The organism is Brevibacillus fluminis (assembly GCF_052072235.1).
Taxonomy (GTDB): domain Bacteria; phylum Bacillota; class Bacilli; order Brevibacillales; family Brevibacillaceae; genus Brevibacillus_D; species Brevibacillus_D fluminis_A.
In genome coordinates, this window is sequence record NZ_CM125436.1 from 4,527,958 (window position 1) to 4,551,904 (window position 23,947).

At 53.1% G+C, this 23,947-nt stretch carries 18 protein-coding genes; 6 read left to right on the forward strand and 12 right to left on the reverse strand.

From position 1 onward, the window contains the following. Nucleotides 1-9: 9 nt before the first annotated feature. From ACTID9_RS22310 to ACTID9_RS22320, 3 genes are all read right to left on the reverse strand, one after another. A complete protein-coding gene (locus ACTID9_RS22310; protein WP_441067060.1) occupies nt 10-4,458 on the reverse strand; it encodes an Ig-like domain-containing protein in 4,449 nt (1,482 codons plus the stop codon). Between the two features lie 270 nt (nt 4,459-4,728). After that, nucleotides 4,729-5,037 carry a hypothetical protein gene (locus ACTID9_RS22315; protein ID WP_441067061.1) on the reverse strand — a complete coding sequence of 103 codons (309 nt, stop codon included), beginning with the start codon at nt 5,035-5,037 and terminating at the stop codon, nt 4,729-4,731. 114 nt (nt 5,038-5,151) lie between these two features. Further along, a complete protein-coding gene (locus ACTID9_RS22320; RefSeq protein WP_441067062.1) occupies nt 5,152-5,754 on the reverse strand; it encodes a YdeI/OmpD-associated family protein in 603 nt (200 codons plus the stop codon). A gap of 84 nt (nt 5,755-5,838) precedes the next feature. On the opposite strand from ACTID9_RS22320, the gene ACTID9_RS22325 reads away from it, so the two are divergent. Further along, nucleotides 5,839-6,051, forward strand: coding sequence for a hypothetical protein (locus ACTID9_RS22325; protein WP_441067063.1), 213 nt, complete (start codon nt 5,839-5,841; stop codon nt 6,049-6,051). A 72-nt stretch (nt 6,052-6,123) separates the two neighbouring features. Continuing rightward, complete coding sequence (locus tag ACTID9_RS22330; protein WP_441067064.1) at nt 6,124-6,669, forward strand: GNAT family N-acetyltransferase; 546 nt, start codon at nt 6,124-6,126, stop codon at nt 6,667-6,669. A 15-nt stretch (nt 6,670-6,684) separates the two neighbouring features. On the opposite strand, the gene ACTID9_RS22335 is transcribed toward ACTID9_RS22330, so the two are convergent. Further along, on the reverse strand, nt 6,685-8,493 hold the full coding sequence (locus ACTID9_RS22335) for an ABC transporter substrate-binding protein (protein ID WP_441067065.1): 1,809 nt from the start codon (nt 8,491-8,493) through the stop codon (nt 6,685-6,687). Nucleotides 8,494-8,600: 107 nt separating this feature from the next. Here ACTID9_RS22335 and ACTID9_RS22340 point away from each other — a divergent pair, with 107 nt between their 5' ends. Both ACTID9_RS22340 and pdaA read left to right on the forward strand, forming a co-directional pair. After that, the gene (locus tag ACTID9_RS22340; RefSeq protein WP_441067066.1) at nt 8,601-9,836 is read left to right on the forward strand and encodes an MDR family MFS transporter; all 1,236 of its coding nucleotides are present in this window, start codon (nt 8,601-8,603) and stop codon (nt 9,834-9,836) included. A 48-nt stretch (nt 9,837-9,884) separates the two neighbouring features. Further along, nucleotides 9,885-10,676 carry a delta-lactam-biosynthetic de-N-acetylase gene (gene pdaA / locus ACTID9_RS22345; protein ID WP_441067067.1) on the forward strand — a complete coding sequence of 264 codons (792 nt, stop codon included), beginning with the start codon at nt 9,885-9,887 and terminating at the stop codon, nt 10,674-10,676. On the opposite strand, the gene ACTID9_RS22350 is transcribed toward pdaA, so the two are convergent. The 5 genes from ACTID9_RS22350 to ACTID9_RS22370 form a co-directional block, all read right to left on the reverse strand. After that, on the reverse strand, nt 10,673-10,960 hold the full coding sequence (locus ACTID9_RS22350; protein WP_441067068.1) for a DUF2325 domain-containing protein: 288 nt from the start codon (nt 10,958-10,960) through the stop codon (nt 10,673-10,675). The genes pdaA and ACTID9_RS22350 overlap by 4 nt on opposite strands. Nucleotides 10,961-11,379: 419 nt before the next feature. Beyond that, a complete protein-coding gene (locus ACTID9_RS22355; protein ID WP_441067069.1) occupies nt 11,380-11,844 on the reverse strand; it encodes a RidA family protein in 465 nt (154 codons plus the stop codon). A 40-nt stretch (nt 11,845-11,884) separates the two neighbouring features. Next, complete coding sequence (locus ACTID9_RS22360) at nt 11,885-14,005, reverse strand: CocE/NonD family hydrolase (protein WP_441067070.1); 2,121 nt, start codon at nt 14,003-14,005, stop codon at nt 11,885-11,887. Between the two features lie 14 nt (nt 14,006-14,019). After that, on the reverse strand, nt 14,020-15,063 hold the full coding sequence (locus ACTID9_RS22365) for a dipeptidase (RefSeq protein WP_441067071.1): 1,044 nt from the start codon (nt 15,061-15,063) through the stop codon (nt 14,020-14,022). 11 nt (nt 15,064-15,074) lie between these two features. Further along, complete coding sequence (locus tag ACTID9_RS22370) at nt 15,075-15,527, reverse strand: MarR family winged helix-turn-helix transcriptional regulator (protein WP_441067072.1); 453 nt, start codon at nt 15,525-15,527, stop codon at nt 15,075-15,077. Nucleotides 15,528-15,713: 186 nt separating this feature from the next. Between ACTID9_RS22370 and ACTID9_RS22375 the strand changes: the two genes are divergently transcribed. Further along, nucleotides 15,714-16,601, forward strand: coding sequence for a LysR family transcriptional regulator (locus tag ACTID9_RS22375; protein WP_441067073.1), 888 nt, complete (start codon nt 15,714-15,716; stop codon nt 16,599-16,601). A gap of 328 nt (nt 16,602-16,929) precedes the next feature. On the opposite strand, the gene ACTID9_RS22380 is transcribed toward ACTID9_RS22375, so the two are convergent. Beyond that, a complete protein-coding gene (locus ACTID9_RS22380) occupies nt 16,930-19,188 on the reverse strand; it encodes an ATP-binding cassette domain-containing protein (RefSeq protein WP_441067074.1) in 2,259 nt (752 codons plus the stop codon). 160 nt (nt 19,189-19,348) lie between these two features. Between ACTID9_RS22380 and ACTID9_RS22385 the strand changes: the two genes are divergently transcribed. After that, nucleotides 19,349-20,626 (forward strand): erythromycin esterase family protein, encoded by a 1,278-nt coding sequence (locus tag ACTID9_RS22385; RefSeq protein WP_441067075.1) that lies wholly within the window; start codon nt 19,349-19,351, stop codon nt 20,624-20,626. Between the two features lie 41 nt (nt 20,627-20,667). Here ACTID9_RS22385 and ACTID9_RS22390 read toward each other — a convergent pair whose 3' ends face one another. After that, entirely contained in the window at nt 20,668-23,013 is a 2,346-nt protein-coding gene (locus ACTID9_RS22390) for an S-layer homology domain-containing protein (RefSeq protein ID WP_441067076.1), read from the reverse strand. Between the two features lie 176 nt (nt 23,014-23,189). Beyond that, complete coding sequence (locus tag ACTID9_RS22395; RefSeq protein ID WP_441067077.1) at nt 23,190-23,942, reverse strand: hypothetical protein; 753 nt, start codon at nt 23,940-23,942, stop codon at nt 23,190-23,192. Nucleotides 23,943-23,947 lie beyond the last annotated feature (5 nt).

Below are 23,947 nucleotides of genomic sequence, written 5' to 3' on the forward strand. Positions count from 1 at the left end.
TGTCTTCCATCAATTGGGACTGAGACTGTTTACTGCTGCCTGGATTTCTTTTGTGGTAAGATTGCTTCCTTTTGTATTTCTCGCGGTTGTAACGGCAACTTTTACCGCTTCGAAATTGCCATCGTTGACCCCTTTAATTCCAGCAACAACAAAAATGATCGGGCTCATTCCACTCCAGTGGTAATACTCCTCATAAACGATCGCGAAATCGATATTTTCGATTTGCTGGAAAATCTCATTCACTTCATCATTAAAGTAGTCACCGACTCCATTGCCACGCATGGTGTATTTGTATTCCAGCGAATTCTCTACAAAAGGCAGGTCATCGGCCGTGATGGGATAATTCGCTCTTACAAACGTATCTCGATCGACTTGAGACCAGTTCCTTGCAGCTGCGGCATGAATAATGGCTTCAATCGCAGCAAGCCGCTGGACCGTGCTCACTAAACTATCTGTGTCGTTCAATTCATCCTTTGCGTCAAACAGTTTCGCTGCCACCCGATCGCGACGGCCTGAATCAATGATCGTATAGTCGCCAAAATCCAATGACAATACGCTTTGGTCCAACAGGCTTCGGATGGCCCCAGCGTCCCCCGCCATGCGATAAACCGCAATCTGCGCTTCGTTTGCCACCGCGTCATCCAGCACGCTTTGAATATTCGCTGCACTCCGAAATTCCGCTTTGCGTCCCAGCAATACGTTCGCGACCGCCAGCTTTCCTTTTGCGTCCAGTCCGTTATAGCCCGTAACCGTCAAGCCAAGCAAGTTTGCGTCCAACAAATTTTTCATCTCAACTCCACCTGCCGCCTTCCGGTAAGCTGCCAGTTTTACCTCCCCTGGTACGATCGCATCAAGAGCCATCTGGATGTCCGTTCTGTTTGAAAAACTCGTTTTTTGCCCGTACAGTCCTTGTGCGATGGCTGTTTTTCCAACGGCATCCAGACTGTCGTAATCGGCCAGACTCAAACCCAACGCATTGGTGGCTAGTAAACTTTCGATCCCGGTCGCATCGGCAGCCAGCCGGTACGCCGCTACTTTGGCTTCATTGGCAACCGCTATGTCCAGGACGGCCTGGATGGCATCCTTGCTGGTGAAGCCGCCTTTTTGCCCATCCAACACAATCGCGACCGCATTCTTGCCCATGGCATCCAACAGACCGTATGCTGAGACATTCAGGCCGAGCGCGTTTGGCGTCGCATCCAGCAGGTTCTGGATGGCGGTAGCGTTCGCCGCATTTTTATAGGCAGCCACTTTCCCCTGCTCGACCACTTTCGCTACCGCTGTATCCAAAGCGAGCTGAATCGCTGTTTTGCTGGTAAAGGCAGCCCGGCTGCCAAACAGTTCGCTGGCTACCGTCGCCTTGCCTGCGGGATCCAGACCGTTATAATCGGTCACGGTTAATGAAAGAGCGTTAGATGCCAGCAGGCTTTGCAAGTCGGACTCGTTCGCCGCCATTCTGAACGCCGCTACTGCGGCTTCCTTGGTCACGGCTGCATCCAATGCTGTCTGGACCGTCTCTTTAGTCGTAAACGTCGCTTTTAGGTTGTTCAATTCTGCGACAACCGTTTCCTGGCCTACCGGCTCCAACTGGTTAAACGCATCTACGTCGAGTCCCAGCTGGTTAGCTGCCAGCAAATTTGCAAGCGCGACTGCGTCTGCTGCCATTCGGTATGCCGCAAGCTTTGCTTCGCTTGCTACGGTCGCATTCATGGCAGTCTGGATGTCGGATTTTGTGGCAAACGTGGATTTTTGGTCCAACAGCACGCCGTTTACCGCCGCCTTGCCTGGCGCATCCAAAAGATTGTAGTCGTCAAGCGTCAATCCCAATTCATTCGTTGCAAGCAAGCTGCCGATTGCTGCGGCATTTGCTGCCAAACGGTACGCCGCCACCTTCGCCTCGTTGGCAACGGCTGTGTCCAGCGCATTTTGAATCGCTGTTTTGCTGTCAAACGCTGCTTTTACGCCATACAGCTCTGCCGCTACGGCTGTTTTGCCCATGGCATCCAACAGATCGTATGCTGAGACATCCAGACCGAGCGCGTTTGGCGTCGTATCAAGCAGTGACTGAATCACTGATGCGCTGCCTGCATTTTTATACGCATCGATTTTCGCTTGCTCTGCTGCTGCATCCTGAGCGTGCGCCACTGCTGTGTTCAATGCAGCTTGAATCACCGTTTTGTTGATGAAAGCTACTTTGCCACCGTACAGTTCCGCTGCTACGGCTTCTTTGTACGTGTCACCCAACAAAGCATAGGCCGTTACATTGAGACCAAGCGCGTTTGGAGCCGCATCCAGCAAAGCTTGGATTGCCGCCGCGTCAACCGCATTTTTGTACGCATTGACATTCGCCTGCTCTGCCGCTGCCTCTTGGGCGTGCGCCACCGCTGTGTTCAACGCATTTTGAATCGCCAATTTGCTGGTAAACGCCGCTTTCTGACCGAACAGCTCCGCCGCTACAGCTGCTTTCCCGGTGTCATCCAACCCTTCGTAACCTGTTACTGTCAGCCCCAGCTGGTTGGCTGCCAGTAGACTGTCGATCACGGAGGGGCTCGCTGCATTTCGGTAAGCAGCCACGAGTGCCCGCTCCACGACTGCCGCTTCCTCTTCGACTTTATACGTCGCCCCGTTCGTCAAGCCGATGATCTCTGTCCCCGCTAATGCTTCCGCCGGTGCGTTTTCAGCGCCTAATCTGCCGTTTGCCTGAACGCCGTATGTTTTCCCTGACGAGGTAACGACATATTTTACACCCGCTTGCAACCCCGTAATTTTCCCGTATCCCGCTGTGCCCAAAGATCCTGTCGCAAGCATTACCGCAACCGGTCCCGGTGGCGCGACGATAATCGGATCGGCAAAGCGAATCCCGAATGTGTCCGTCGTAACGCTTCCTTTTGCGCCTGCAAGAGCGGCCTTGGCAATCGTTATACTCAAGTCGTTTCTGCTGTCAGCCGCCGCATGATTTACTGCCGCCCCTGTAAACGAAACGGTCAGCTGCGTTTTGCTCGTGCGCGTCACGCTGATGCCCAAGCCGGCCGGGAGATGATTGACGGTAATATCGGAAGCATCCGCCCGCTCGGCAAAAAAACCATGGGCGAGCGTGACCGTTTGCACGCCGGGAACGTTGCCGTCATTTGCTGGCGATTCGTCAAGCATCGAGATCCCGAGCGTCACGGCAGGATTCGCGGCTGGCTTCACGGTGATCTGAATGGTATCGGATTTGCCATCCACAGTGGCGCGAATCGTCGCTGTACCGACACCGATCGCCTTCACGTTCCCATTGCGATCAACGGTGGCAACATCGGTGTTATCGGATCGCCACGAAACCGTTTTGCCTGCGACGATATTCCCCTCAGCGTCCGCAGCGATCGCAACGAGCTGCAATTCGTCCCGTTCGGAATCCACCATCAATTCGGCATCATCCGCAGGTACAATCTGAAGCTGCTTGACCTTCGCATTTTTGGCCGCAATGGTAAACGCAGCGGCATCCAGTTTTGCATCCGCATAGCTCGCGCTGATGACAACCTGCTGTTTTTTGGCAGCAGCTGTCAACGATTGAAAGGTAAAACGGGCAGTACGGCTTGCTTCATCCCATGTAAACCCGGTTACGGACAGCTTTTGCGCTTTTTGATTATCGATCTGTTTGGTAAAAGCAAAATCCCGCAGCTTCGGCGCCTTTTCCGGCGCTTTCAGCAAAGTCACGGTGACCACGCCATTTGTGGCCGAAACATCTGACATCGCGGCGGAATCATCAACGACCTTCACTTTCACGCTTGCGGATTTTTTCTCGATGGTGGCGGTAATGGTTGCCGTGCCGGTCCCGACAGCCGCGACCTTGCCGTTTTTATCGACTGTCACGACGTCCTCGTTATCGGACGACCATGCGACTTTTTTCCCCGCGACGATATTGCCGTCCGCATCTTTGGCAATGGCCGTCAACAGCAAATCGGAATCATCCGCATCCGGCGTCAAGACGAAATCTGCAGCGTGATTGAAGAGCAGCACGTCCGCCACTTTTGCATTTCGCTTAGCGATTGTGAACACGTCAGCCTCTGTCTTCACCCCGTGACAGAGAACGCTGACCAACACGCTTTGTTTTTCCTTCGCTGCGGCAATGGGCTTGTATGCAACCTTCACCGTGTTTTGTCCGGCATCCCATGTGAAGCTTGTCACCCTAACGGTTCTTTCCCTTTGTTGATCGATTTTTTGCAGAAACGTAAAATCGTCCGGATCGGGGCTTTTCTCCGGTTTCCCTGTCAGCTTTACCGTGATGATCCCGTTTGCTGCTGTCACGGTCTTCACTTCCAGCTGCCGCTCGGCACTTGTCGCTGCCGCAACGCTTGTCCGATCTGGCTGAATGCGGGTATTTGGCGATGCGAGCGCCTCTGTCGTCATGGTTAAAATCACACTGGTCGATAGCAAGACAGTAAACACTTTTTTGGTCTGATCAAACCGAAATACCATTGCTTCACATCCTGACTGATTTTTTCGATTATTTCATTGCTCATTCAACTCTCTTCATCAAATGATTGTAGAATATCGGCACAAGTGAAAAACCTAACTAAAGTTAGCATTTTTGGACTTGCTGCAAATCAACGTACGTGAAAACAAAAAAGTTGAGGATGGATGTCCCCAACTTTTCATTCCCCAGGTGTCGATTAAAATGTCACTTCTTCAAACAATCCGATCTTGCGAAAGCCCAGCTTGCTGTGTCAGCTCCATGTTCCCTCCACGCTAGTTTCTCCCTCTGAATCCGTACATGGAATAGTCCGCGCGCACTTTGCGGATGGCAAGCGATACCGGCAAGCCTCTCGCTACCCAGCGCAGCGCCGACATGATGTTGTGCTCATCCTCGAATTGCTCGACGATCACGATGGTCTGCTCATTGATGTAGTGCTGCAGCTCTTCCCACCCCATCGCCGAATAGCGGTCTTGCCCGTAGGTCCGCAATGCGACGAAATCAGGGAACTTGGGATTTTTCATACGTTTGAGCTGATCGATCGCTTTCGCGCATTCCGGATGAATGTGTGGATGTTCCTGCAATATTCTCGAAATCCTTTCTGTGTTCTTCTGCGCCCACCTGACATGTTCGCCCTTGCTGAAACAATTTTTTCGCCAATGTATCCTCTATATACCTGAGTGAAAAGACCTCGCGCGCTAACGGCCTTTTTTTGTTGGACCGTAGATCGTTTCTCCTTTTTCCAGCATGCTGACGAACTGCTCGATCCGCTGACGCCTCGTCTCTTCCTTCTTGGCTGTCTGGATGCGAAACAGGATGGCATAGCGGTTGCGGCTGTCCAGCGTCTCAAAAAATGACTGTGCCCGCGGATGTTTCGCAAGCTCGCTCGCCCATTCGGTGGGAATTTCCGTCTTGCTCTGCGAGGCATAGGCGGCATCCCATTTTCCATTTTCACGGGCACGCTCGACGGCTCGCAAACCGGGCTCACGCATCCGGCCGCTCGCGATGAGCCGCTCCGCTTTTTCCTTGTTGATCTGTGACCAGATGCTCCTGGGTCCGCGCGGCGAGAAGCGCTGAATCCAGCTCGTCTCATCCAGCGCTTCCTTCTGGCTGTCGATCCAGCCGAAGCACAAGGCCCCCTCCACCGCTTCCTCATAGGTGAGCGACGGTTCTCCCGTCTGCTTTTTGGCAAGCTTTAGCCTGACGCCGTCTGCCGAGTCGCAATTGGCTTCCAGCCAGCGCTCCCATTCTTCCTGATTTGAAAAAAAGAGAATCGGCCATTCTGCCGGTTTTTTGCCCATCTGGTCCATTCCTCCTTGTCATACAAATGCGATGAAACTTTCGTCTTTCCTTTCACGTATGTAAAATATTGGGGGTGATAAACGATGAAAAAGCTGGTGTATACCACGGTGCTCGTGCTCATTGCATCGATCGTGACCTGTTTTGCCACGGATCACTGGATGGCCGGGTACAGCCTGATCTTTTTGCTTGTCTCGATTTTGACCGGAATCGGTCATATTTACAGCGCGGACAATTCGATTTACTTGCAAAAGAGCCAAAAGGTCGATGACGACGACTACCGGAAGTATATGGAGTAAACTCCCTTGAAATGGGGGAGTCCCGGTGCTATTATCATTATTCTCCAAACTATGAAAAAAAGGACTGGAAACATGCGCACTGACCACATTACCCTCAAAAAACTGGAACTCTCCGATGCCCCTGCCTTGCTTGCCTTGCGCCTGAGAAACCGGGCGTTTTTTCAACCATTCGAGCCGATCCGCCCCGATTCCTTTCTGACCTTGGAAGGGCAGGAAAAAGACATTGCTACAGGCAACCATGCTGCGGACCATGATCAAGGCTATACGTTCGGCATCTTTTTGACGGAAACGGACGAGCTGATCGGGCGTGTGGCACTGACCGGCGTGGCCCGCGGCCCGTTTCAGAATGCCAATCTCGGCTACTTTATGGATCAAGCCCACAATGGGCGCGGTTATATGACGGAAGCCGTGCAGCTTGTCACCCGATTCGCGTTTGGACAAGCCGGTTTGCATCGCATCCAGGCTGGCGTCATGCCGCGCAACGTCGGCTCCATCCGCGTTTTGGAAAAGGCGGGATTCCGCCGTGAAGGGCTTGCGCTGAACTATTTGAAGATCAATGGCGTATGGGAAGACCATGCCTTGTTTGCGATTACCGCCGATCATGATGGACAGCCCTGAACTCATCACGGCGCGCTAGCGAAACCACAGCTTGGCATACTCGACCCAGCCCTGCTCGTTGATCGTGACTCCCGCGAGATCCGGATGCGCGAGAAGTCTCGCTTCATTGCGGTACAGCGGGTGATAGGCAAAAGCGTCCAGCAACTCATCTTCCAGCTCGGCCAATTGCCGAAGGCGTTGCCCGCGCTCCTTCATGCCATAGAGCAGCTTCACCCGCTTGGCGATGGTGGCTTGCGTCGCTGCATCCAGCAACTGCTGCACGAAGCTGTGACCAGCCAGCCAAACATGCACCAGCGACACCTCGACGTCCTCCCCGATGGACGCGCTGTCATGGATGATGTCGGCTGCCCCGATGCAGGCCGGTGTGAGCAGCGTCTGTGCGTCGAAAAAGGCACTCTCTACCTTTATCCCGTACCGGGCGCACTGTGCCTCGATCCATGCCGCATCTTCGCGATGATCGTCATCGGGGAACGTGTGCAGCCGCAGCACTTCTCCTGCATATCCGCATTGCGCGAGCAGCATGGCCGGGTCGGCGCGCTCCGCATCCGCCGCGAAAAGATTCGCCCCCGGCATCATGCGCCGCACCGGTTCGCACCTGTTTCCACCAAGCTCGGTTGTCAGGCGAGCGCCATCGAGAATGAGCGCTAGCGCCTGGCGAAATCGTTTGTCGGCGAGCGGGCCGTTTTTACGCATGTTGAAGGCGATGTACTGCACGCACGACTCCGTCCGCTCCAGCTGCCTCCAGCCGCGAATCGACGCGGGCAGCTGCCTGCCTGCAAGCACTGACTCATAGCGAATCCCGTACGCCGATTCATCCAGCAGCTTGTCTGCCAACCCGTGCTCTCCCAAAACGACGAATTCGATCCGATCGAGATGCGCCCGCTCGCGAAAATACGAGGAAAACGCCTCCAGCACAAGCATCGATTCATCGTTGCGCACGACTCTAAACGGACCGGTCCCCACGGGCAGACGGGCAAATTCAGCTCCCATCACCTCGGCATATTCCGCCGGCACGATACTCAAATACTCGCTTGCCAAAAGCTGCAGGAACAGATGGTTCGGCTGCTCCAGCTCAAAGCGGATCACCCGCTCGGCCACCGCCTCGATCCGCTTGATCCCTGCTAGCATCCAGCGGTAATGCGAGTCGTCCCGATCCCGGATTCGCGCGAAAGACGCCACGACATCAATAGCCCGCAGCGGCTGGCCATGGTGAAACAGCACGCCCTTCCGTAAAAAAAACGTCCAAACATCACCGCGCTCGTTCATTTCCCAATGATAGGCCAGCATCGGGTCGACTGTGTCTGTCGCCGGATGATAGGCGACAAGCGTATTGTACACCTGCTTGAGCATATGGCTGTCGGACCGAAGCCACGCCGCTGCGGGATCGAGTCCTGTGACAGGAAAGTCCAGCCGCAGGCGCAGCGTATCAACCGTCTTTTCCCCAACACTCAGATGATGCATCCCGAAATAGCCCCGGAACCATTGGGAAAAGCGGTCGGACAAGGCAGGGTGCGCCTCCGCATGCTTTTCGATGAGGGCCAGCGCTTTTTGAACATGTCCCTGGTGTACCCACTCCCTGGCGACCCCGTCGATCATGGCGACCGGCTCGACGAGAAATTTGATGTGTGAACGATTGCCTCTTCCCCGCCCCGGCATCCAGCTGATCCAGTTCCGCTCGATCAGTCTGCCCAGAATCAGTTTGCCATTGCGCGGCGTACAGCACAGCGCGGCCGCCACCTCAGAAAGCGAAAACGGAATCTCGCTCCCGATGGCGGCATCCGGTTTGTGCCCAAAGAGCCGCATGTAGTCATCAATCAATTGCACCGCACTCTCTCCCAATTCAAAACATGAAAAAATGGCCCAGCAAATCCTGCCCTTTTTCCCCTTGGCCCCCCGGCGTACAATGAGGCGAAACCAAGGAGGCGTTCAGGATGAAATCAATACTCACATCACTTTCTACCCGCTATCATACCATTGTTTGGATTCGGCTGTCAGGCGAGCTGTTGACCAGTCTGTCCGGCTCGATGATGGCCCCTTTTCTCATCCTGTACCTGCATGAGAAGCTGGGCGGCTCCATCATGCTGCCGATGGTGATCGTGGGGCTGCAGCCGCTGACCGACATTGTGGTCACGATGTTTGGCGGCGGCGTCACCGATCGGCTCGGACGCAAACCGGTCATCGTCCTCGCGCTTCTGGTACAAGCGTGCGCGATGGCAGGATTCATGTTCGCCGATTCGGTCTGGGCATTCGCCCTCTTATATATGGCTTTGGGAACGGCCCGCTCCTTTTACATTCCTGCGCAGCGTGCCCAAATTGCGGACACCGTCTCCGATGCGCTGCGGCCGGAAGTGATGAGTTTGCTTTCCACTGCCGGCTATGTCGGCCAAACGATGGGACCGCTTCTGGGTGTGTTGATTTATGCCTATGAGCCCGCCTATCTTTTCGGGATCGACGCGCTGGTGATTTTTCTTTATACGATGCTTGTCTGGCGAAAAACCGGGGAGACAGCACCTCTTGCGGGCATGGAACCGAACGCAGGCCAAAAAAAGCAGCCATTTCCGCAGCCGCGTTTTTCCTTGCGCACCGCGCTGCATGACTACCGCTATGTGCTGCTGTTGATGGCGAGCGCGCTGCCGATCAGCTTCTTTTACGCCCAGACGGAAACGACCTTCCGCCTGTATGTGCAGCAAAGCTTCCCAAACGATGTCGCAGTCATCGCCGGCCTCGCCACCGCCAAAGCCGTCTTGGCCATCTCGCTGGAGCTATGGCTCGTGAAAAAGACCGAGCGCTTGCCGCTGGGCCGCATCGTCATCATCGCAGCGAGCTGTTATGCGGTTGCAGCGCTTGGGTATGGCTTTGCCAAAAGCTTCGCGCTTTTGCTGGTCGCCGAACTGTTCCTGGTGATCGGCGAAGCGATTGGCTTGACCCACTTGCTCAACCATGTCGCCACTGTTGCGCCGATCGATAAACGCGGGCGCTATTTCTCGCTCTATGGGATTCATTGGGATATTTCGCGGACGCTTGGCCCTGTCATCGGCGGGTGGATTTTCATGTACAGCGGAGGGGAGATTTTGTTTGTCATTGCGGCTGTTTTGCTCGTCGGAGGAGGTTTTTTGCAATATTCCTTGGTGAAGCAAAAAACCGTCGACACATGCGAATCTGTCTAGCGGGGCACACTACCGGGAGAGATTCTGGTGCAAGGAGTGTGTCCATTCATGAAACGTTTTGCAATGCTTCTGCTTTCGGCTGTCCTGCTGCTGGTCCAGCCCATCGCATCATCGGCAGCCCCGAACGGCGGAACGTACCATTTCGGCTTCAAAAAAAGCAAGAACGGCCAACTGCCATCGATCACGGAAGAAGGCTTCAAACCGATCATCGACAAGCATGGCGCGGTTTTTCTCGGGGATACGACGAAAAAAGAGCTGTATCTCACCTTTGACAACGGCTATGAAAATGGCTTCACGGCGCGCATTCTCGACACGCTGAAGGAAAAGAAGGTGCCCGCGATCTTTTTCGTAACCGGGCATTACGTCAAGGAACAGCCAGAGCTTTTGAAGCGCATGGTGCAGGAAGGCCATTTGATCGGCAACCACTCGTGGAGCCATCCTGACATGACAACGGTGTCGGATGCCAAAATCAAGGAAGAGCTGGACTCTGTCAAGGAGGCTGTCGCCAAAGTCACCGGCCAGCAGGAGATGGCCTATTTGCGCCCGCCGCGCGGCATTTTCAGCGACCGGACGCTAGCCGTATCCAAAAAGCTCGGCTACACCAATGTGTTCTGGTCGGTCGCATACCGCGACTGGGAAACGAACGCACAGCGCGGGCGGCAGTACGCATTTGATCAGGTGATGGCCCAATTGCACCCGGGCGCCGTCATTCTGCTGCACTCGGTTTCGAAGGATAACACCGAAGCGCTCGCCGGGATCATCGATGCAGCGCGCAAGCAAGGCTACGAGTTCAAAAGCCTCGATCAGCTCGGCAAGGCATCGACGCCGAAAAGCAACTAAGCCAACCGCTTCGGCGGCAACACTTTGACCAGTTCCGAGATCGAGCGTTTACAGAACATGATCGGCAGGTTCTGCTCCTTTGCTTTTACTTTGATGGAAGTCGACAGGTTATGATTCACAAAGTCGGTCAGCACCAGAATCATATTGGTATTGACCGGTATTTTCACCTTTACCTGCGAAGCCTTCCGACCCGTGATATGATTGATTTCCTGAAAACCGTTGCCTTGCAGGAGATCGACGATCCTGCCGAGGCGATCCCCACCGATGATAAGAACGGACGCCATGCTACACACCTCCATGAGTTTTGGGCTCGTTTTCTATGAACACGGCCAGCGGCCAACGTGATTTCCAACCCGGTAACGGAAGCGAGCGGCAGCGATCCCGCTGGCTTCCATACCATTCTCTCCTTTTCCAACAGTAAAATCTTGTTAAAAGTTTAATCCCAACTATTCCGACTTGTCAAGTGAGGATTTGATGTCGGGGAAAGGTGAACACCCACCTCTCAACTGAAATTTCGGGGAAACAAAAAAAGACTCCCATACCGACAGGACGAACATCCATCAGTGATTGGGAGCCTTCGGTTGACCGATCGGCTTTTCCGCTTGTTTTTCGTTGACAAACCTTTTAATTCCTAGTTAATTAGTGTGTTATAAAAAGTACCATGCACCGCATTTTCTTGTCAACGATTATCTGGGCACCTCGCTTACTCCTTCACTTCCACGACCAAATCGATCTCGATCGGATTGTTGAACGGCAGCACCGAGGTTCCGGCAGCGACCCGCGCGTGCCTGCCGCGCTCCCCCATGATTTCAATGAGAAAATCGGAAGCGCCGTTGATGACTTTCGGCTGGTCGTAAAAATCAGGGGCGCTGCTGACCAAGGCGAACAGCTTGACGATCCGCTCGATCCGGTCCAGATCGCCCAGATGTGCCTTCAAGATGGCGAGCAAATTCAGCACCGTAATTTTGCCTGCTTCATATCCTTGCTCGATCGTGACTTGCTCGCCGAGTCGACCGGTATATTTGGGACTTCCACCGATATAGCAGCCGGCTCCCGACGTAAAAATCAGGTTGCCCGTCTGTACGCATGACACATAATTGGCCATCACGGCTGGCGGCTCCGGCAGTTCGTAGCCTAATTCGCGCAAACGCTGTTCCATGTTTGACATGATCGAAGCACTCCTTTTTTCTATTTTGTCGCACATGCCGTTAGTTCTTCGGCAAAATCGGCAGCCGGATGTGGCTCGGACAGGTTTTATCGTGATGGACCGTCTGCAGCGCCACGATCATCTCCGTATCGGACGCGGGGTCATTTCCCGTATTTTGGTTGGGGAAGATCAGGTTTTTGGCGCCGGACATGACGGAGACGCGGATGCGGTGCCCCTTTTTGAACACGTTCGCGACCTTTGTCATCCTAACCTCGCACGCTTCCACCTTGCCGGGTTCAAGCAGCTCGGGCTGCGAATAGGAATGGCGGTATCGCGCGCGAACCATGCCATCGGACAGCCGGATCGAATTGCCCGCCTCGTCCACATCCGTCAGGCGCACGACCCAGTCCGTGTCTTTGGCCGAACTGGCCGCGTACAGCACTGCGCTGATCTCGCCGGCAATCGCCACGTCTTCTTCGAGCGGCGGCGACGTAAAGACGAGCACGTCCTGACGCTCCTCGACCTCGCGATAATTTTCCGGCACGCTGCATTCATTTTCCGTCATGTCGATCAAATACGGTGCCGGGTCCAACGGGTCAAAGCTGTACATGTCCGGCTTTTCCTCCCCCGGTTCCTCGCGGCCAAGCATCCCGTCGCCCGCAGCCGTATTCGCCGCGCCTGTGCTGTGCAAGTAAAACGGCGTGTATACCGCTTCTGCCGGCGGCCAGCTGTCCGACGACTTCCATTCGTTTTCGCCAACCATGTAGTATTCGACTTGCGGCTTGGCGTCCACACCGTTTTCGCAGCCTTTCAAAAACCGGTCGAACCATTGCTGCTGGATCAAGTCGAGATCATAGCGGATCGCGTTGTTGCCGAACGGAATGTTGTGGATTTCGCGTGCGGTGTTGGCCTTGTGATGCCAAGGGCCGAGAATCATCCGGCGATGGTTCCGCTGATGGCGCACAAGCAGGTTCCATGCTTCCGACGTCCCGACGCTGTCATCGTCATACCAGCCGGAGATCAGCAAGGACGGCACATCGATCTGCTCGCCCATGTTCACCCAATCCGACTGCGCCCAAAATTCATCGTAATCCGGATGGCTCATCCATTCGTTCCAAAAATGAATGTCTTTACCCAGCACCATTTTCGGAATATCCTTGATCGGCCGCAGCTTGATGACTTCCTCCCAGTCCGTCCGGTTGGCCGCATCCGGATTTTGGTCCTGCTCTGCCATCATGAACGTCCAGGTCAACACGCCCGAAGGGATCATCCCGTTCGTCCGGGGGATGTCGCCGAACGCGCTGCCTACCGTGACATAGCTGACAATCGCCTTCAAATGCTTGTTGCCGCTCGCCGCAGCCGCCCATTGGACAAAACCGCCGTAAGAGCCGCCGATCATGCCGACTCCGCCGTCCGACCATTCCTGTGCTGCGATCCAGTTTAGCGTATCGTCGCCATCTGCCAGCTCATGGATTTTCGGCACCCAGACGCCTTCCGACTCGCCGCGTCCGCGCGTGTCCTGCACGACCAGCGCATAGCCGCGCTGCACGAACCGCAGCCAGCGGACATCGCCGTTCGCCTTTGTCTTGCGTCCATACGGCGTGCGCACGAGAATCGCCGGGATTTTTTCCCCTGCCGAAAGGTTCTCCGGCAGCCATACTTCTGTTGCCAGCCTGACGCCATCGCGCATCGGGACAAAAACCGTGCCTTGGTGGGCAGCCCTCCCTGCCTCCCGCGACAAGCCCGCCTCCTGCCAAAGCATGAGCGGCGTCAGCGGCTCGTAGCCGTTTTTGATCAGCATCTCGCTGTCACCGCGGCCATTGATGCAGTACCCGATGATCTCCCGCTCGCAAACGACCAGATCGACGGGCATCTTTTCCCCGCGTCTGGCCCATAGCCATGCGGTTTTGGCAACGCCCGCACATTCTCCGTCGATTCGGTCGAAGCGTTGGAAGAGCGCTCCCTCCGAGGTCACAATTTCATCGGCAGCATCCCAATCGATGCTATTGAGCGACGCCTCCTGCGCGGCCAACAGCGCAAGCGGCAAGAGGTAATCCTCTACCTCTCCCGGCTGCCCTTTCGCCGCGAGCAGAACCGTGCCGTTGACAAACGAAACGTCTGCACAATAAATACCGGATTTGTACAAGGAAAAGTCCGATTGCGTAGCACCGCTTGCCGTCATGTCCGCACCCCGCTTTATTTCCACACGCTCGCAAAGACGCGCATCAGATTTTTCCCCAAAATCTTTTCGGCATCGCTCTCGCTGTAGCCGCGCTGCAACAGCTCCGCCGTCAGCGCGGCAAGCTGCCCGTGCCCTTTCACGACATCAAACGGAACGCGCGGAAAACGGGCGATCGTCTCAGGCGATATGTATTTCATGAACGGGTCGCACAGATCGAGCCCCAGACACACATGCTCCACGCCGACCAGCTTGATGATATGCTCGGCATGATCGACCAGGCCCGCGATCGTCGAGCGTTCGTCCGTATCCGCCGTAAACATGCTGGCTGCATTCAGCCCGATGACGCCGTTCGTCGCTGCAATCGCCCTGATTTGCTCGTCTGTCAGGTTGCGCGACGAGTCTGTAATGCTGCGCGCATTGGAATGCGAGGCGATCACCGGCTTTTCGCTGAACGCGATCACGTCCCAAAAGCCGGAGTCGTTGATGTGGCTCACATCGATGGCAATGCCAAGCCGCGCTGCCTCCTCGAGAATTTGCACGCCAAACGCGGTCAATCCGCCCTCTTTGCCTTCCTTCACTTTTGAATAGTGACTGCCGTCCGCAGCATAGTTGCGGCGGCTCCACGTGAGCCCGATGCTGCGCACACCCAGCTCGTAAAAGGTGCGTACCAAAGTGAGATCATCGCCGATCGGCTCCACGCCTTCGAGCGACAGGACAAAGCCCAGCTTGTTTTCCGCGACGGCCCGCTCGACATCCTGCATCGTCCGGCAAATCATGAGGCGATCCGGCGACTCGGCCACCTCGGCATGCAGCGCCGTTATTTGATTCAGCGCCTTGCGCAACCCCATTTCCGGCAAAAACTCTGATTCCACAAATACCGCCGCCACGATTGTCTTGACGCCGCCGCGCACAAACTCCGGCAAGTAATCGCTTTCAATCACACGCGTGCGTCCGCGCTTGCGCTGGATCTCCACGTCCATCAGCAAATCAAAGTGCGCATCCGCCACCAGCGCACGCGCATGAATCCGTCCTGCTGCTTCCTCCCAGTGCTTTTCCATTCTGTCCCCTCCTATAAATAGCTTTCGATATTTTGGCGCAGCCGCACCAGCCACGATACCAGCAAGGCACGCTCCTGCTCCGTGAAATTGGCCAGCAGCTTCTCCTCAAAGCTGCGAAAGATGCCCCACACCTGCTCATCAAAAAAGCGGCGGCCTTTGGCGCTGAGGTAAATCCGCTTGGCCCGCCCATCCTCCGGGCAAACCATCCGGTCGATCAGCTCTTTTTTCTCCAGCTGCTCCAAAAGGCTGGTCATGGAAGAGCCTTTGATCCCGAGCTTTTGCTGCAGTTCGCTCTGGGTCAGCCCGTCCGTTTTTTTCAGAAAATGCAGCACGCCGAACTGGGCAACGGTGATGCCGTACTTTTCCAATTGCAGATTGTGGGCGTTCGTCAGCAGATTGGCGAGCTGCTTCAGCTCCAGGCTGGTCAATTCTTCTGTGATGTGATCCGCTTTCTTGGATGGCAACCTGCTCTCTCCTTTTTCGCAAATTACTTAGAATTCTAATTAATTGAGCCGATTATAGCAAAATGCGTCTTTTGCTGTAAAGGCATCTTGTTTTAAAATTTCGATAATTTTCAATTCAAATCTTTTGCACCCTTCCGCAATTTTCTATAATAAAGGTAACTCTACAAGCTACGAGGCGAACCTACCATGAACCTAGATCAGATCGAATCGTTTCTCTGTGTCGCATCGACCGGCAGCTTCAGCAAAGCCGGTGAATTTCTCTACCTCACCCAACCGTCCGTCAGCTCGCGCGTGCAATCGCTGGAAACCGTGCTGGGAACCGTCCTCTTTGAGCGCTCAGGCAAAATTGTCGTTTTGACCGAGGAAGGCAAGGCCTTTCTGCCGTATGCCGAAAAAGTCATGCAGCATATGAACGACGGCCGCCTCGTCCTGCAGCAAATGAAAAACGCCGTGGAAGGGGAGCTTCGCTTCTGTTCCGTCATGACCGCCGCCAACCATCTGCTGCCTACACTGCTCGCGGACTTCCATCGGCGATACCCCAAGGTGCGGCTCATTGTGCATACCGGCCACTCCCACCAGGTTGTCGACATGGTGCTCAACTGCGAGGTTCCGTTTGGCATCTCCCGGAATGTCGACCATCCCCAGATCGAAAACCGGCATCTCATGAGCGACGAGATGCTTTTGGTCGTGCATCCCGATCATCCGCTCAGCAAGCTGGACGTGGTCACGCCGGAGCAAATCGCGGCAGAGCCGTTCATTTTGTTCAACCGCGGTTCGCAAGACTGGATTTTGGTGAAAGAGGCGTTTGACAAGCAAGGGCTTACTCTCAACATCGTCATGGAAGTGGACAATTTCGTGCTGGTCAAGCAGATGATCAAGGCCCGGGTCGGCATCGCGTTTTTATCCCAGTATGCGGTAAAAGACGAGGTGGCGAGCGGGCAATTAAAAACGATCGCCATCGCCGGAATGCCCAAAATCAAGCGCAACTTCGAGATCATTGCGCTGAAAAACCGCAAGACGACCGGGATCGCGCATCTGTTCAAGGAGTTTTTGCTCAGCCACGCCGATGAGTAAAGGGGAGGTTTTCACCTCCCCCGTTTGCGCTGCCTGCTATTCTTTATAGCCCCATTTGAAATCGATAAGCCACACGCTGCGCGGCGGGTGTATCTCAAGGATGTAGACGTGGCGCGAAAGACGTTCCCCTTTTTTGGCACCGCCTCTGCTGGCAGGGACAAAGGCATCGCTTCACTTTTTGCCCCAAATCCCTTCGCTGCGGTGATACGACTACTGCTCACCTTCTCGTTGGTGGGATGAAGGGAAAATATTCATGACTGGATAAAAGACAAAAGCAAAGAAAAGGCTGCCGATTCTATCAGCAGCCTTTTTGCGCATACGTCTGTTTCTATTGCTTCAAATATCTTCCCGTGATCGACTGCTCCGCATGGATAATTTGCGTCGGTGTGCCCTCGAACACCACTTGGCCGCCCTTGCTGCCTCCGTCCGGTCCCATATCGATGATCCAATCCGCTTGGCTGATCACATCGAGGTTGTGCTCGATGACGATCACCGTGTTGCCGGCATCCACGAGGCGGTTCATGATCCCGAGAAGGTGGCCGATATCTGACATATGCAGGCCGGTCGTCGGTTCGTCCATCACGTAGATGCTGCCTTTCTTATGCAGCTCGCTCGCCAGCTTGATGCGCTGGCATTCCCCGCCCGAGAGCGTGCTGAGCGGCTGGCCGAGTGTAATATAGTTCAGCCCCACATCACTCATCGCCTGGAGCTTGCGCACAACTTCTTTTAGCTGGAAAAACTCCAATGCCTGCTCCACAGTCATCTCCAGCACTTCTGCAATTGACTTGCCGTTCAGCTTGTACGCGAGCACCTCTTCCTTGAACCGTCTGCCTCCGCACACTTCACATGGCAGCTTTACGCTGTCAAGGAATGCCAGGTCTGTATATACAACACCAAGCCCTTGGCAATTTTCGCAAGCCCCTTTGGAGTTAAAGCTGAACAAGCCTTGGTTGACCTTGTTCGCCGAAGCAAACGCCTTGCGTACATCATCCATAATGCCCGTGTATGTCGCGGGATTCGAGCGTGTGGATACCCCTATCGCCGATTGGTCGATGACGATCGCATCCGGATGCTGACGGAGGAATACTTCGTGAATCAGCGTACTTTTGCCCGAGCCGGCGACACCCGTAACCACGGTCAGCACGCCGGTTGGAATATCGACACTCACGTTTTTCAGGTTGTGCAAGGTGGCATTCTGGATGGACAGCTTGCCGGACGGCTGTCTGCAATCGTGCTTCAACTGGAGCGGCCGCTTCATATGGGTGCCTGTCAGCGTACCTGACTCCAGCAAGCCCTGGTAGCTTCCTTCATACACGATGGTACCGCCGCGGCTGCCGGCATGCGGCCCGACGTCGACGATATGATCCGCCACCTTGATCACATCGGGATCATGCTCGACGACAATTACGGTATTGCCCTTGTCGCGCAGCTTCTGAAGCAACCCGTTTAACCGGTGGACGTCACGGGGATGCAAGCCAACACTTGGCTCATCGAAAATGTACGTGACATCCACCAGACTGCCGCTCAAATGCTTCACCATCTTGACGCGCTGCGACTCGCCGCCGGACAACGTATCCGTCTCACGATCCAGCGTCAAGTAGTCAAGCCCGATATCCACCAAATGCTGCAACCGTTCCGTCAGCGATTTGACGATCGGCACGGCGATCGCGTTGTCTATTTCCCGAATGACGCGGATTAGCTCTCCGACCTCCATGGAGGACATCTCCGCGATGTTGAGCCCATTGATCCTGCAGCTGAGCGCGGCCTGACTCAGCCTCGCGCCGCGGCAGCTTGAGCAAGGCCCCTCGGAGATGTACGGCATGACAGCTTTTTGTGTGCGTTCGGACTTTGTCTTCACATCCTGCTTGATGTACTTGTTGGTAAACTTCTCGATGGCGCCTTCCACTGTAATATTTACCGTCTTCCCGCCGAACTGCGTCTCCACTTTCTTCGCCTTGCCGTACAGCAGCTGCTCCAGCTCTTCATCCGAAAAATCGCTCAGCTTTTTGTCGAGATCGTAAGACCCAGCCTGTACGAGCATCGACCAATCCCATCCGCCCACCGTATAATCCGGCAGCATGATTGCCCCTTCATTCAACGATTTGGACCTATCCAGCGCCTTGCTCATATCAACGCCTAATTTGCGGCCGAGCCCGCTGCACTCGGGACACATGCCTTGCGGGTCGTTAAACGAGAACATGTTCGCTTGTCCCACATAAGGCTGACCCACCCGGGAAAAAAGCAGACGGAGAATGGGAGAAATATCGGTAATCGTGCCCATCGTGGAATGGGAACCGCCGCCCAGCCGCTTTTGATCCACAATGACAGCCATGCTCAAATTCTCGATCGCGTCCGTATCCGGCTGCGGGTAGCGGGGCAGGAAAGTGCGCACGAACATGCTGAAGTTCTCATTCAGCAGGCGCGTAGATTCTGCGGCGATCGTATCGAAGACGATCGATGACTTGCCGGACCCGGATACCCCGGTGAAAATCGTGATCTTCCGCTTGGGAATGCGCAAGGAAACGTTTTTGAGATTGTTTTCTCTCGCACCCGAGATGACGATATACTCCTGATTCGATTCGCTCATCCTTACCATCCTCTCGATCGTATTCATTTCTACCCTATTTACATTGTACCATTCATCGTGCCTGGTAAGACGGGGGGAGAACTTGTAACTGTCGCATCGACAACAGAAAGAAGTATACTAACGGAAATGGTAATCATAACCACAACGCAAGGAGAAAGATATGAAAAAAAGTTTCCTGACCGCAATAAGCCTGCTGATCATGATGAGTATATTGACAGGTTTCCAGGCTACATCAACCAAAACGTTGCAACAGTCATTGGAAGCCACCCTTGTTCCTGTCTCTGAAATGGAGCTTCCTGCAAAAACCATCATCGGATTCGGAGAAGCTACGCATGGTAACAAGCAATTCACTACGCTAAAGTTAGCGATTTTTAAACATCTGGTGGAAAAGCAAGGATTTCGCGTATTTGCTATCGAAGGTGATTTCGGCGGAGGACAAAAGGTCAATGACTATATTTTAGGCGGCAGCGGAACGGCGCAAGCTGCTGCAAAGTCAATCGGATTTACGATTTACAATACGGAAGACATGGCAGCCCTACTATCCTGGATGCGCTCCTTTAATGAACAGCGGAATGCAAACGATCAAATTCATTTTTATGGCTTTGACATGCAACGCTATGACAATAACAAAAATGGGCTATTCTCTTATGTAAAAAAGGTTGATCCGACACTTGCCTTCACGTATGAGATTGCTCTAACGAATCTGAATGATAAAACAGTGTATGATCAAAAGCTGGCCACCGTACAATCTGCACTCTCCCATCTGAAAAACTTGATGGTTCGGATGAAAGAAAACAAATCCGTTTATACCGCAAAAAGCACTGAAAAAGAATATGAGCTGGCTCTAGCCTATGCCGAGGCAATCAGGCAAAATGCTACACTGCGCGGTTCAAATGCGAATTATAGCAATGCCCGTGATTTCTTTATGGCGGAAAACGTGAAATGGATTTTATCTTTTGAACAGAAACATTACGGTCGTAAAAACATTTTCATAACAGGACATAATGGACACATTGAAAAAACTTCCACATCCATTGGAATGAAAACCTGCATGGGCGCGTATCTCGCCAAAGCCTTTGCGGACCACTATTACGCGATCGGAAGCGAATTTTACGAAAGCTCCTTCCTTGCAAATGACGCTGCTACCGGTGAACGAAAGGAGTTTACTGTAAAAAATAGCGGGAACGAACGGCTCGCTGTTCTTTTTGCACAAACGAACATGAAGGATGGATTCCTTGACTTTGCCAAGGCAAGAAAAGATGAAAATTTCAGCGCATATGTAAATCGGGTTCAGCCCATCAGTGCAATCGGTGCAGACTTCAGCAGCTTGTATGGAAGCTTTGAAAAGCTGCATACGTTGCAGATGGCTCCAGCAAAAGCTTTTGATGGTCTCATTTTCGTGCGGACAGCTACTCCGTCGGTCATGATCAAAGAGTAAAAAAGCGCCCGGTCAACCCGGACGCTTGTCTGCATGGACTCCTATCGTTTCGTAACGACAATCAGGTAAACATTCCCTTCGTCGTTGGTCCACAAATTCACATGATCTGTGCTTGTTACATCTTTTTCTGGCAAATCAGACCCGTTGTAGTATTTCACTTTCGCATTCGGGTCCAGCTTGAGGCTGGTTGACGTGTTGTTGTAAAATACGTATTTATCGCCATTCACACGCGATTCGATACCGACAAAAGATGCGTTGTCCACGGTCATTTTGCCTTTTGCAGCTACATCAACCACTTCGCCATCACGGTTTAGCGTAAGCGTTGCGTATTCGAACTGATCGATTCCTGTCAGCGAGGCGGTCTCGCTCACATCGTAAACTTTCCCGTTTACTGCGATTTGTGCGGATGTGATCGAACCGTTTTCGCCTTTCACTTCCACGGTATCGACGACACCGCTGACGGTTTGCACGTCGCTTGCGATTGCCTTCACTTTGCCACTGTTGTTCAGTGTCAGCGTATACTCTTTGTCATTCGTGTCGGCATCAGCATCGATTGTTACGCCTGACAGCAGCTCATACACCTTGTTGTTGATCGTTACTTTTTTACCCGAGATCGCGGTCACATATCCGGTTACGGTCTGCTTTTCCGCAGTCAGTTCAACAATTTCATTGGTACCCAGATTGTATTTCCAAGTCGTGATGCGGTAGCCGGCAAGCTGATCCGCTTTCAGAGTGGTAGCGGATACGCTCTGGCCATCGATCGTCAGCTTGGCTGAAGCAGGAATGCGATAGGTGGTTCCGGCTACCTTGATTGTAGCGGGCGTTGCCGGGCTGCCTGCGACATATGCCGTTGAACTGTCGACTACTTGATTGGTGGTGACACCGGTACCCTGTTCGATTTTGCTCACATTTCCATCCTGATCAAACGTCAGAATCGCGATGCTGCCATCTTTCAAGTCGCCCAATTCCGATACTTCATCCTCATCCACGTACAGCTTTGTATCCTCGAGTACATCGTATTCATAATCACCAAAGCTGATCAAGTTGTCATTCGTATCAATGTGAATCGGTTCGGTAACGCTCAGTTTGGTATACGTCACTGCGGATACCTTGCCATCTACATTCAGCGTCAGCTTCACGAGATCGCCTTTTTCAATGTCAGCGAATGTACCTGCTTTTTCATCTGCAAGCGGGTGGTCTTTCACCTTGATCGTTGCATCGCTTGCGAGCTGATACGTCTCGTTATCCACAACAATCTCTTGTTTTGGATTCGTTCCGCTTACCGTCGAGGTTTTTTTCACGATTCCCGATGCCTCGTTTTGCGAGATGGTGATGGACGACACTTTGCCGTCTTCATCCAGGACCGCTACGAACTTTTGCCCGATTTGCGAACTCGTCACTTTGACGCCGCTCTCCACCTCAAGCACGGTTTCTTTCCCGTTTACGATCGCTTTGAATTTTCTTTCGTCCCCGACTGCTGTCGTGAAGTTGAGACCCGTTTTGATAACGCCCTCCATGATGCGGGCATCCGCCGTCACCACGTTCAGGAAGGCTGCTTTTCCGTTTTTCACGACATACTCGACTTGTGCGCCAACCACGATGTTGCCGAATACTTGCGCGTTCGACGCGATCGCCACTTCTTTGTCCTGACCTACGATCTTCAAGGTATTGGCAGACTTGTCGTAAGCGGCAACCGCCCCTTTGACGACCGAAAGCTTCTGGATGGTTCCGGTCGCATTACCGTCTTTGTCATAGTAAGCGCCGTTTGCATAGACAGACGTCTCCATGAAACGATCGGTGAACGCTGCTACCAGATCACGCTTGGCAGCCGTAGTTGGAGCGGTTGTCGTGTCATAAATCCCGACCTTGTTCGCTTCCAGCAAATACGGCAGGTACCACTGTGCCGATTTCGCAGGCGTTACGTCGATTTTCAAGCCTTGTACGAAAACCGTTACTGCTTCCGCCACGTTAACGGTATTGTTTGGTTTAAAGGTGCCGTCCGGATAGCCTTTGATGATTCCTTTGGAAACGGCCAGATTGATATAACCGGATGCCCAGTGATCCCGCGGCAAATCTTTGAACATGGTCGCACCTTGGCTGAGTTTCACTTGCTCATCCGTATACCCCATCGCGAGTACGGCAATTTTGGCAAATTCAGCGCGGGTTACTTCTTTTTGCGGTTTAAACGTTCCATCCGTATAGCCTTTCAGCACACCTGCATAATTCAGTTTCAGGATGGCATCTTTGTTCGCATTTTGCGCAATATCAGATAGCGGGAGTGCGTTTGCTGCCATGCCTGTGTTCGAAACTGCCAAGGTTGAAGCGAGCACCGCTCCGGCTATCACTTTTTTAAACGCTTTTGTGGAAAGTGCATGATTGTTTTGCAAGGAAATACCTCCATCAACATCGTAGTGGTTTGGATCGTACGCGACGTACTTTTCGACGCAGGTTTCTGCCGAAGAGTTGCAGCAATTTCGCGCGTTTCCTTGCTCCAAATTTTTCAAGCGCTGTCTACAGCGGCTTCACACATGAAACAGCGGCGACCTAAGGCTCGAAAACAAAGTTAAATATCCATGCAAGCCCTTATCATTTTTGCTTCTCTATGAAATTCGTTTCGTTCCAGTTCCTCACATATCATCAGTAAAGAATTAGAATCCTGCGTACATTCAGCTTGATAGTCACGGATGAATGCAAGTTTCGTTTCTAACAATGCCGATTCGAAAAATGATTCCAACTGATTGGACAGATCACCAGGCAGTCCTCTTCTTTGAGCCCAAGGATGAGGATTCACTCCAATGTTATTTTGCAGTGGAAGAATGCCAAGCGTATCTCTTGTGCGCAAAACAACTTTTTTGCTCCTTTCCGCTCTAATTTCTTGAATATACCGATATGGATGTATGATTTCAGGGAAATTGAACCGATCCTGAGCGCTTTTCTTGACAAGCTCTTTTTGTTCAAGCCATAATCCATGGTCAAAGTAGTCAGTGCTTTTATCCTCTGATTCTTTTTTACAATGCTCTGCATATTCTTCTTCATTATCAAAATCGGAAACTAACAACATCTCATGGTTTAGCTGCAACCAAAGAAAGTCCCGAATATTTCTTGCAACAATTCGTACGTTTCTTGTTGCATCAAGATTCATAGGGAACACACCTATAACAGGAGCATGATCAAGATCCTCCTGCAGCCCAAAATCGGTCAGCAAAGCAAAATGTTCCCCGTCACATCCAGTATTCGCAAAAATATACGAATCGAGAGGAGTAAACAAAAAAGGACGAGAATCACATTGAGGTAACCGGCAAACACCTCTTTGCATACTCG

Excerpts from the sequence above, each read along its gene's own strand:
- ACTID9_RS22310 (WP_441067060.1), bottom strand. The coding sequence starts at position 4,458 with ATGGTATTTCGGTTTGATCAGACCAAAAAAGTGTTTACTGTCTTGCTA.
- ACTID9_RS22320 (WP_441067062.1), bottom strand. The coding sequence starts at position 5,754 with ATGGGCAAAAAACCGGCAGAATGGCCGATTCTCTTTTTTTCAAATCAG.
- ACTID9_RS22325 (WP_441067063.1), top strand. The coding sequence starts at position 5,839 with ATGAAAAAGCTGGTGTATACCACGGTGCTCGTGCTCATTGCATCGATC.
- ACTID9_RS22330 (WP_441067064.1), top strand. The coding sequence starts at position 6,124 with ATGCGCACTGACCACATTACCCTCAAAAAACTGGAACTCTCCGATGCC.
- ACTID9_RS22340 (WP_441067066.1), top strand. The coding sequence starts at position 8,601 with ATGAAATCAATACTCACATCACTTTCTACCCGCTATCATACCATTGTT.
- pdaA (WP_441067067.1), top strand. The coding sequence starts at position 9,885 with ATGAAACGTTTTGCAATGCTTCTGCTTTCGGCTGTCCTGCTGCTGGTC.
- ACTID9_RS22350 (WP_441067068.1), bottom strand. The coding sequence starts at position 10,960 with ATGGCGTCCGTTCTTATCATCGGTGGGGATCGCCTCGGCAGGATCGTC.
- ACTID9_RS22355 (WP_441067069.1), bottom strand. The coding sequence starts at position 11,844 with ATGTCAAACATGGAACAGCGTTTGCGCGAATTAGGCTACGAACTGCCG.
- ACTID9_RS22360 (WP_441067070.1), bottom strand. The coding sequence starts at position 14,005 with ATGACGGCAAGCGGTGCTACGCAATCGGACTTTTCCTTGTACAAATCC.
- ACTID9_RS22365 (WP_441067071.1), bottom strand. The coding sequence starts at position 15,063 with ATGGAAAAGCACTGGGAGGAAGCAGCAGGACGGATTCATGCGCGTGCG.
- ACTID9_RS22375 (WP_441067073.1), top strand. The coding sequence starts at position 15,714 with ATGAACCTAGATCAGATCGAATCGTTTCTCTGTGTCGCATCGACCGGC.
- ACTID9_RS22380 (WP_441067074.1), bottom strand. The coding sequence starts at position 19,188 with ATGAGCGAATCGAATCAGGAGTATATCGTCATCTCGGGTGCGAGAGAA.
- ACTID9_RS22385 (WP_441067075.1), top strand. The coding sequence starts at position 19,349 with ATGAAAAAAAGTTTCCTGACCGCAATAAGCCTGCTGATCATGATGAGT.
- ACTID9_RS22395 (WP_441067077.1), bottom strand. The coding sequence starts at position 23,942 with ATGCAAAGAGGTGTTTGCCGGTTACCTCAATGTGATTCTCGTCCTTTT.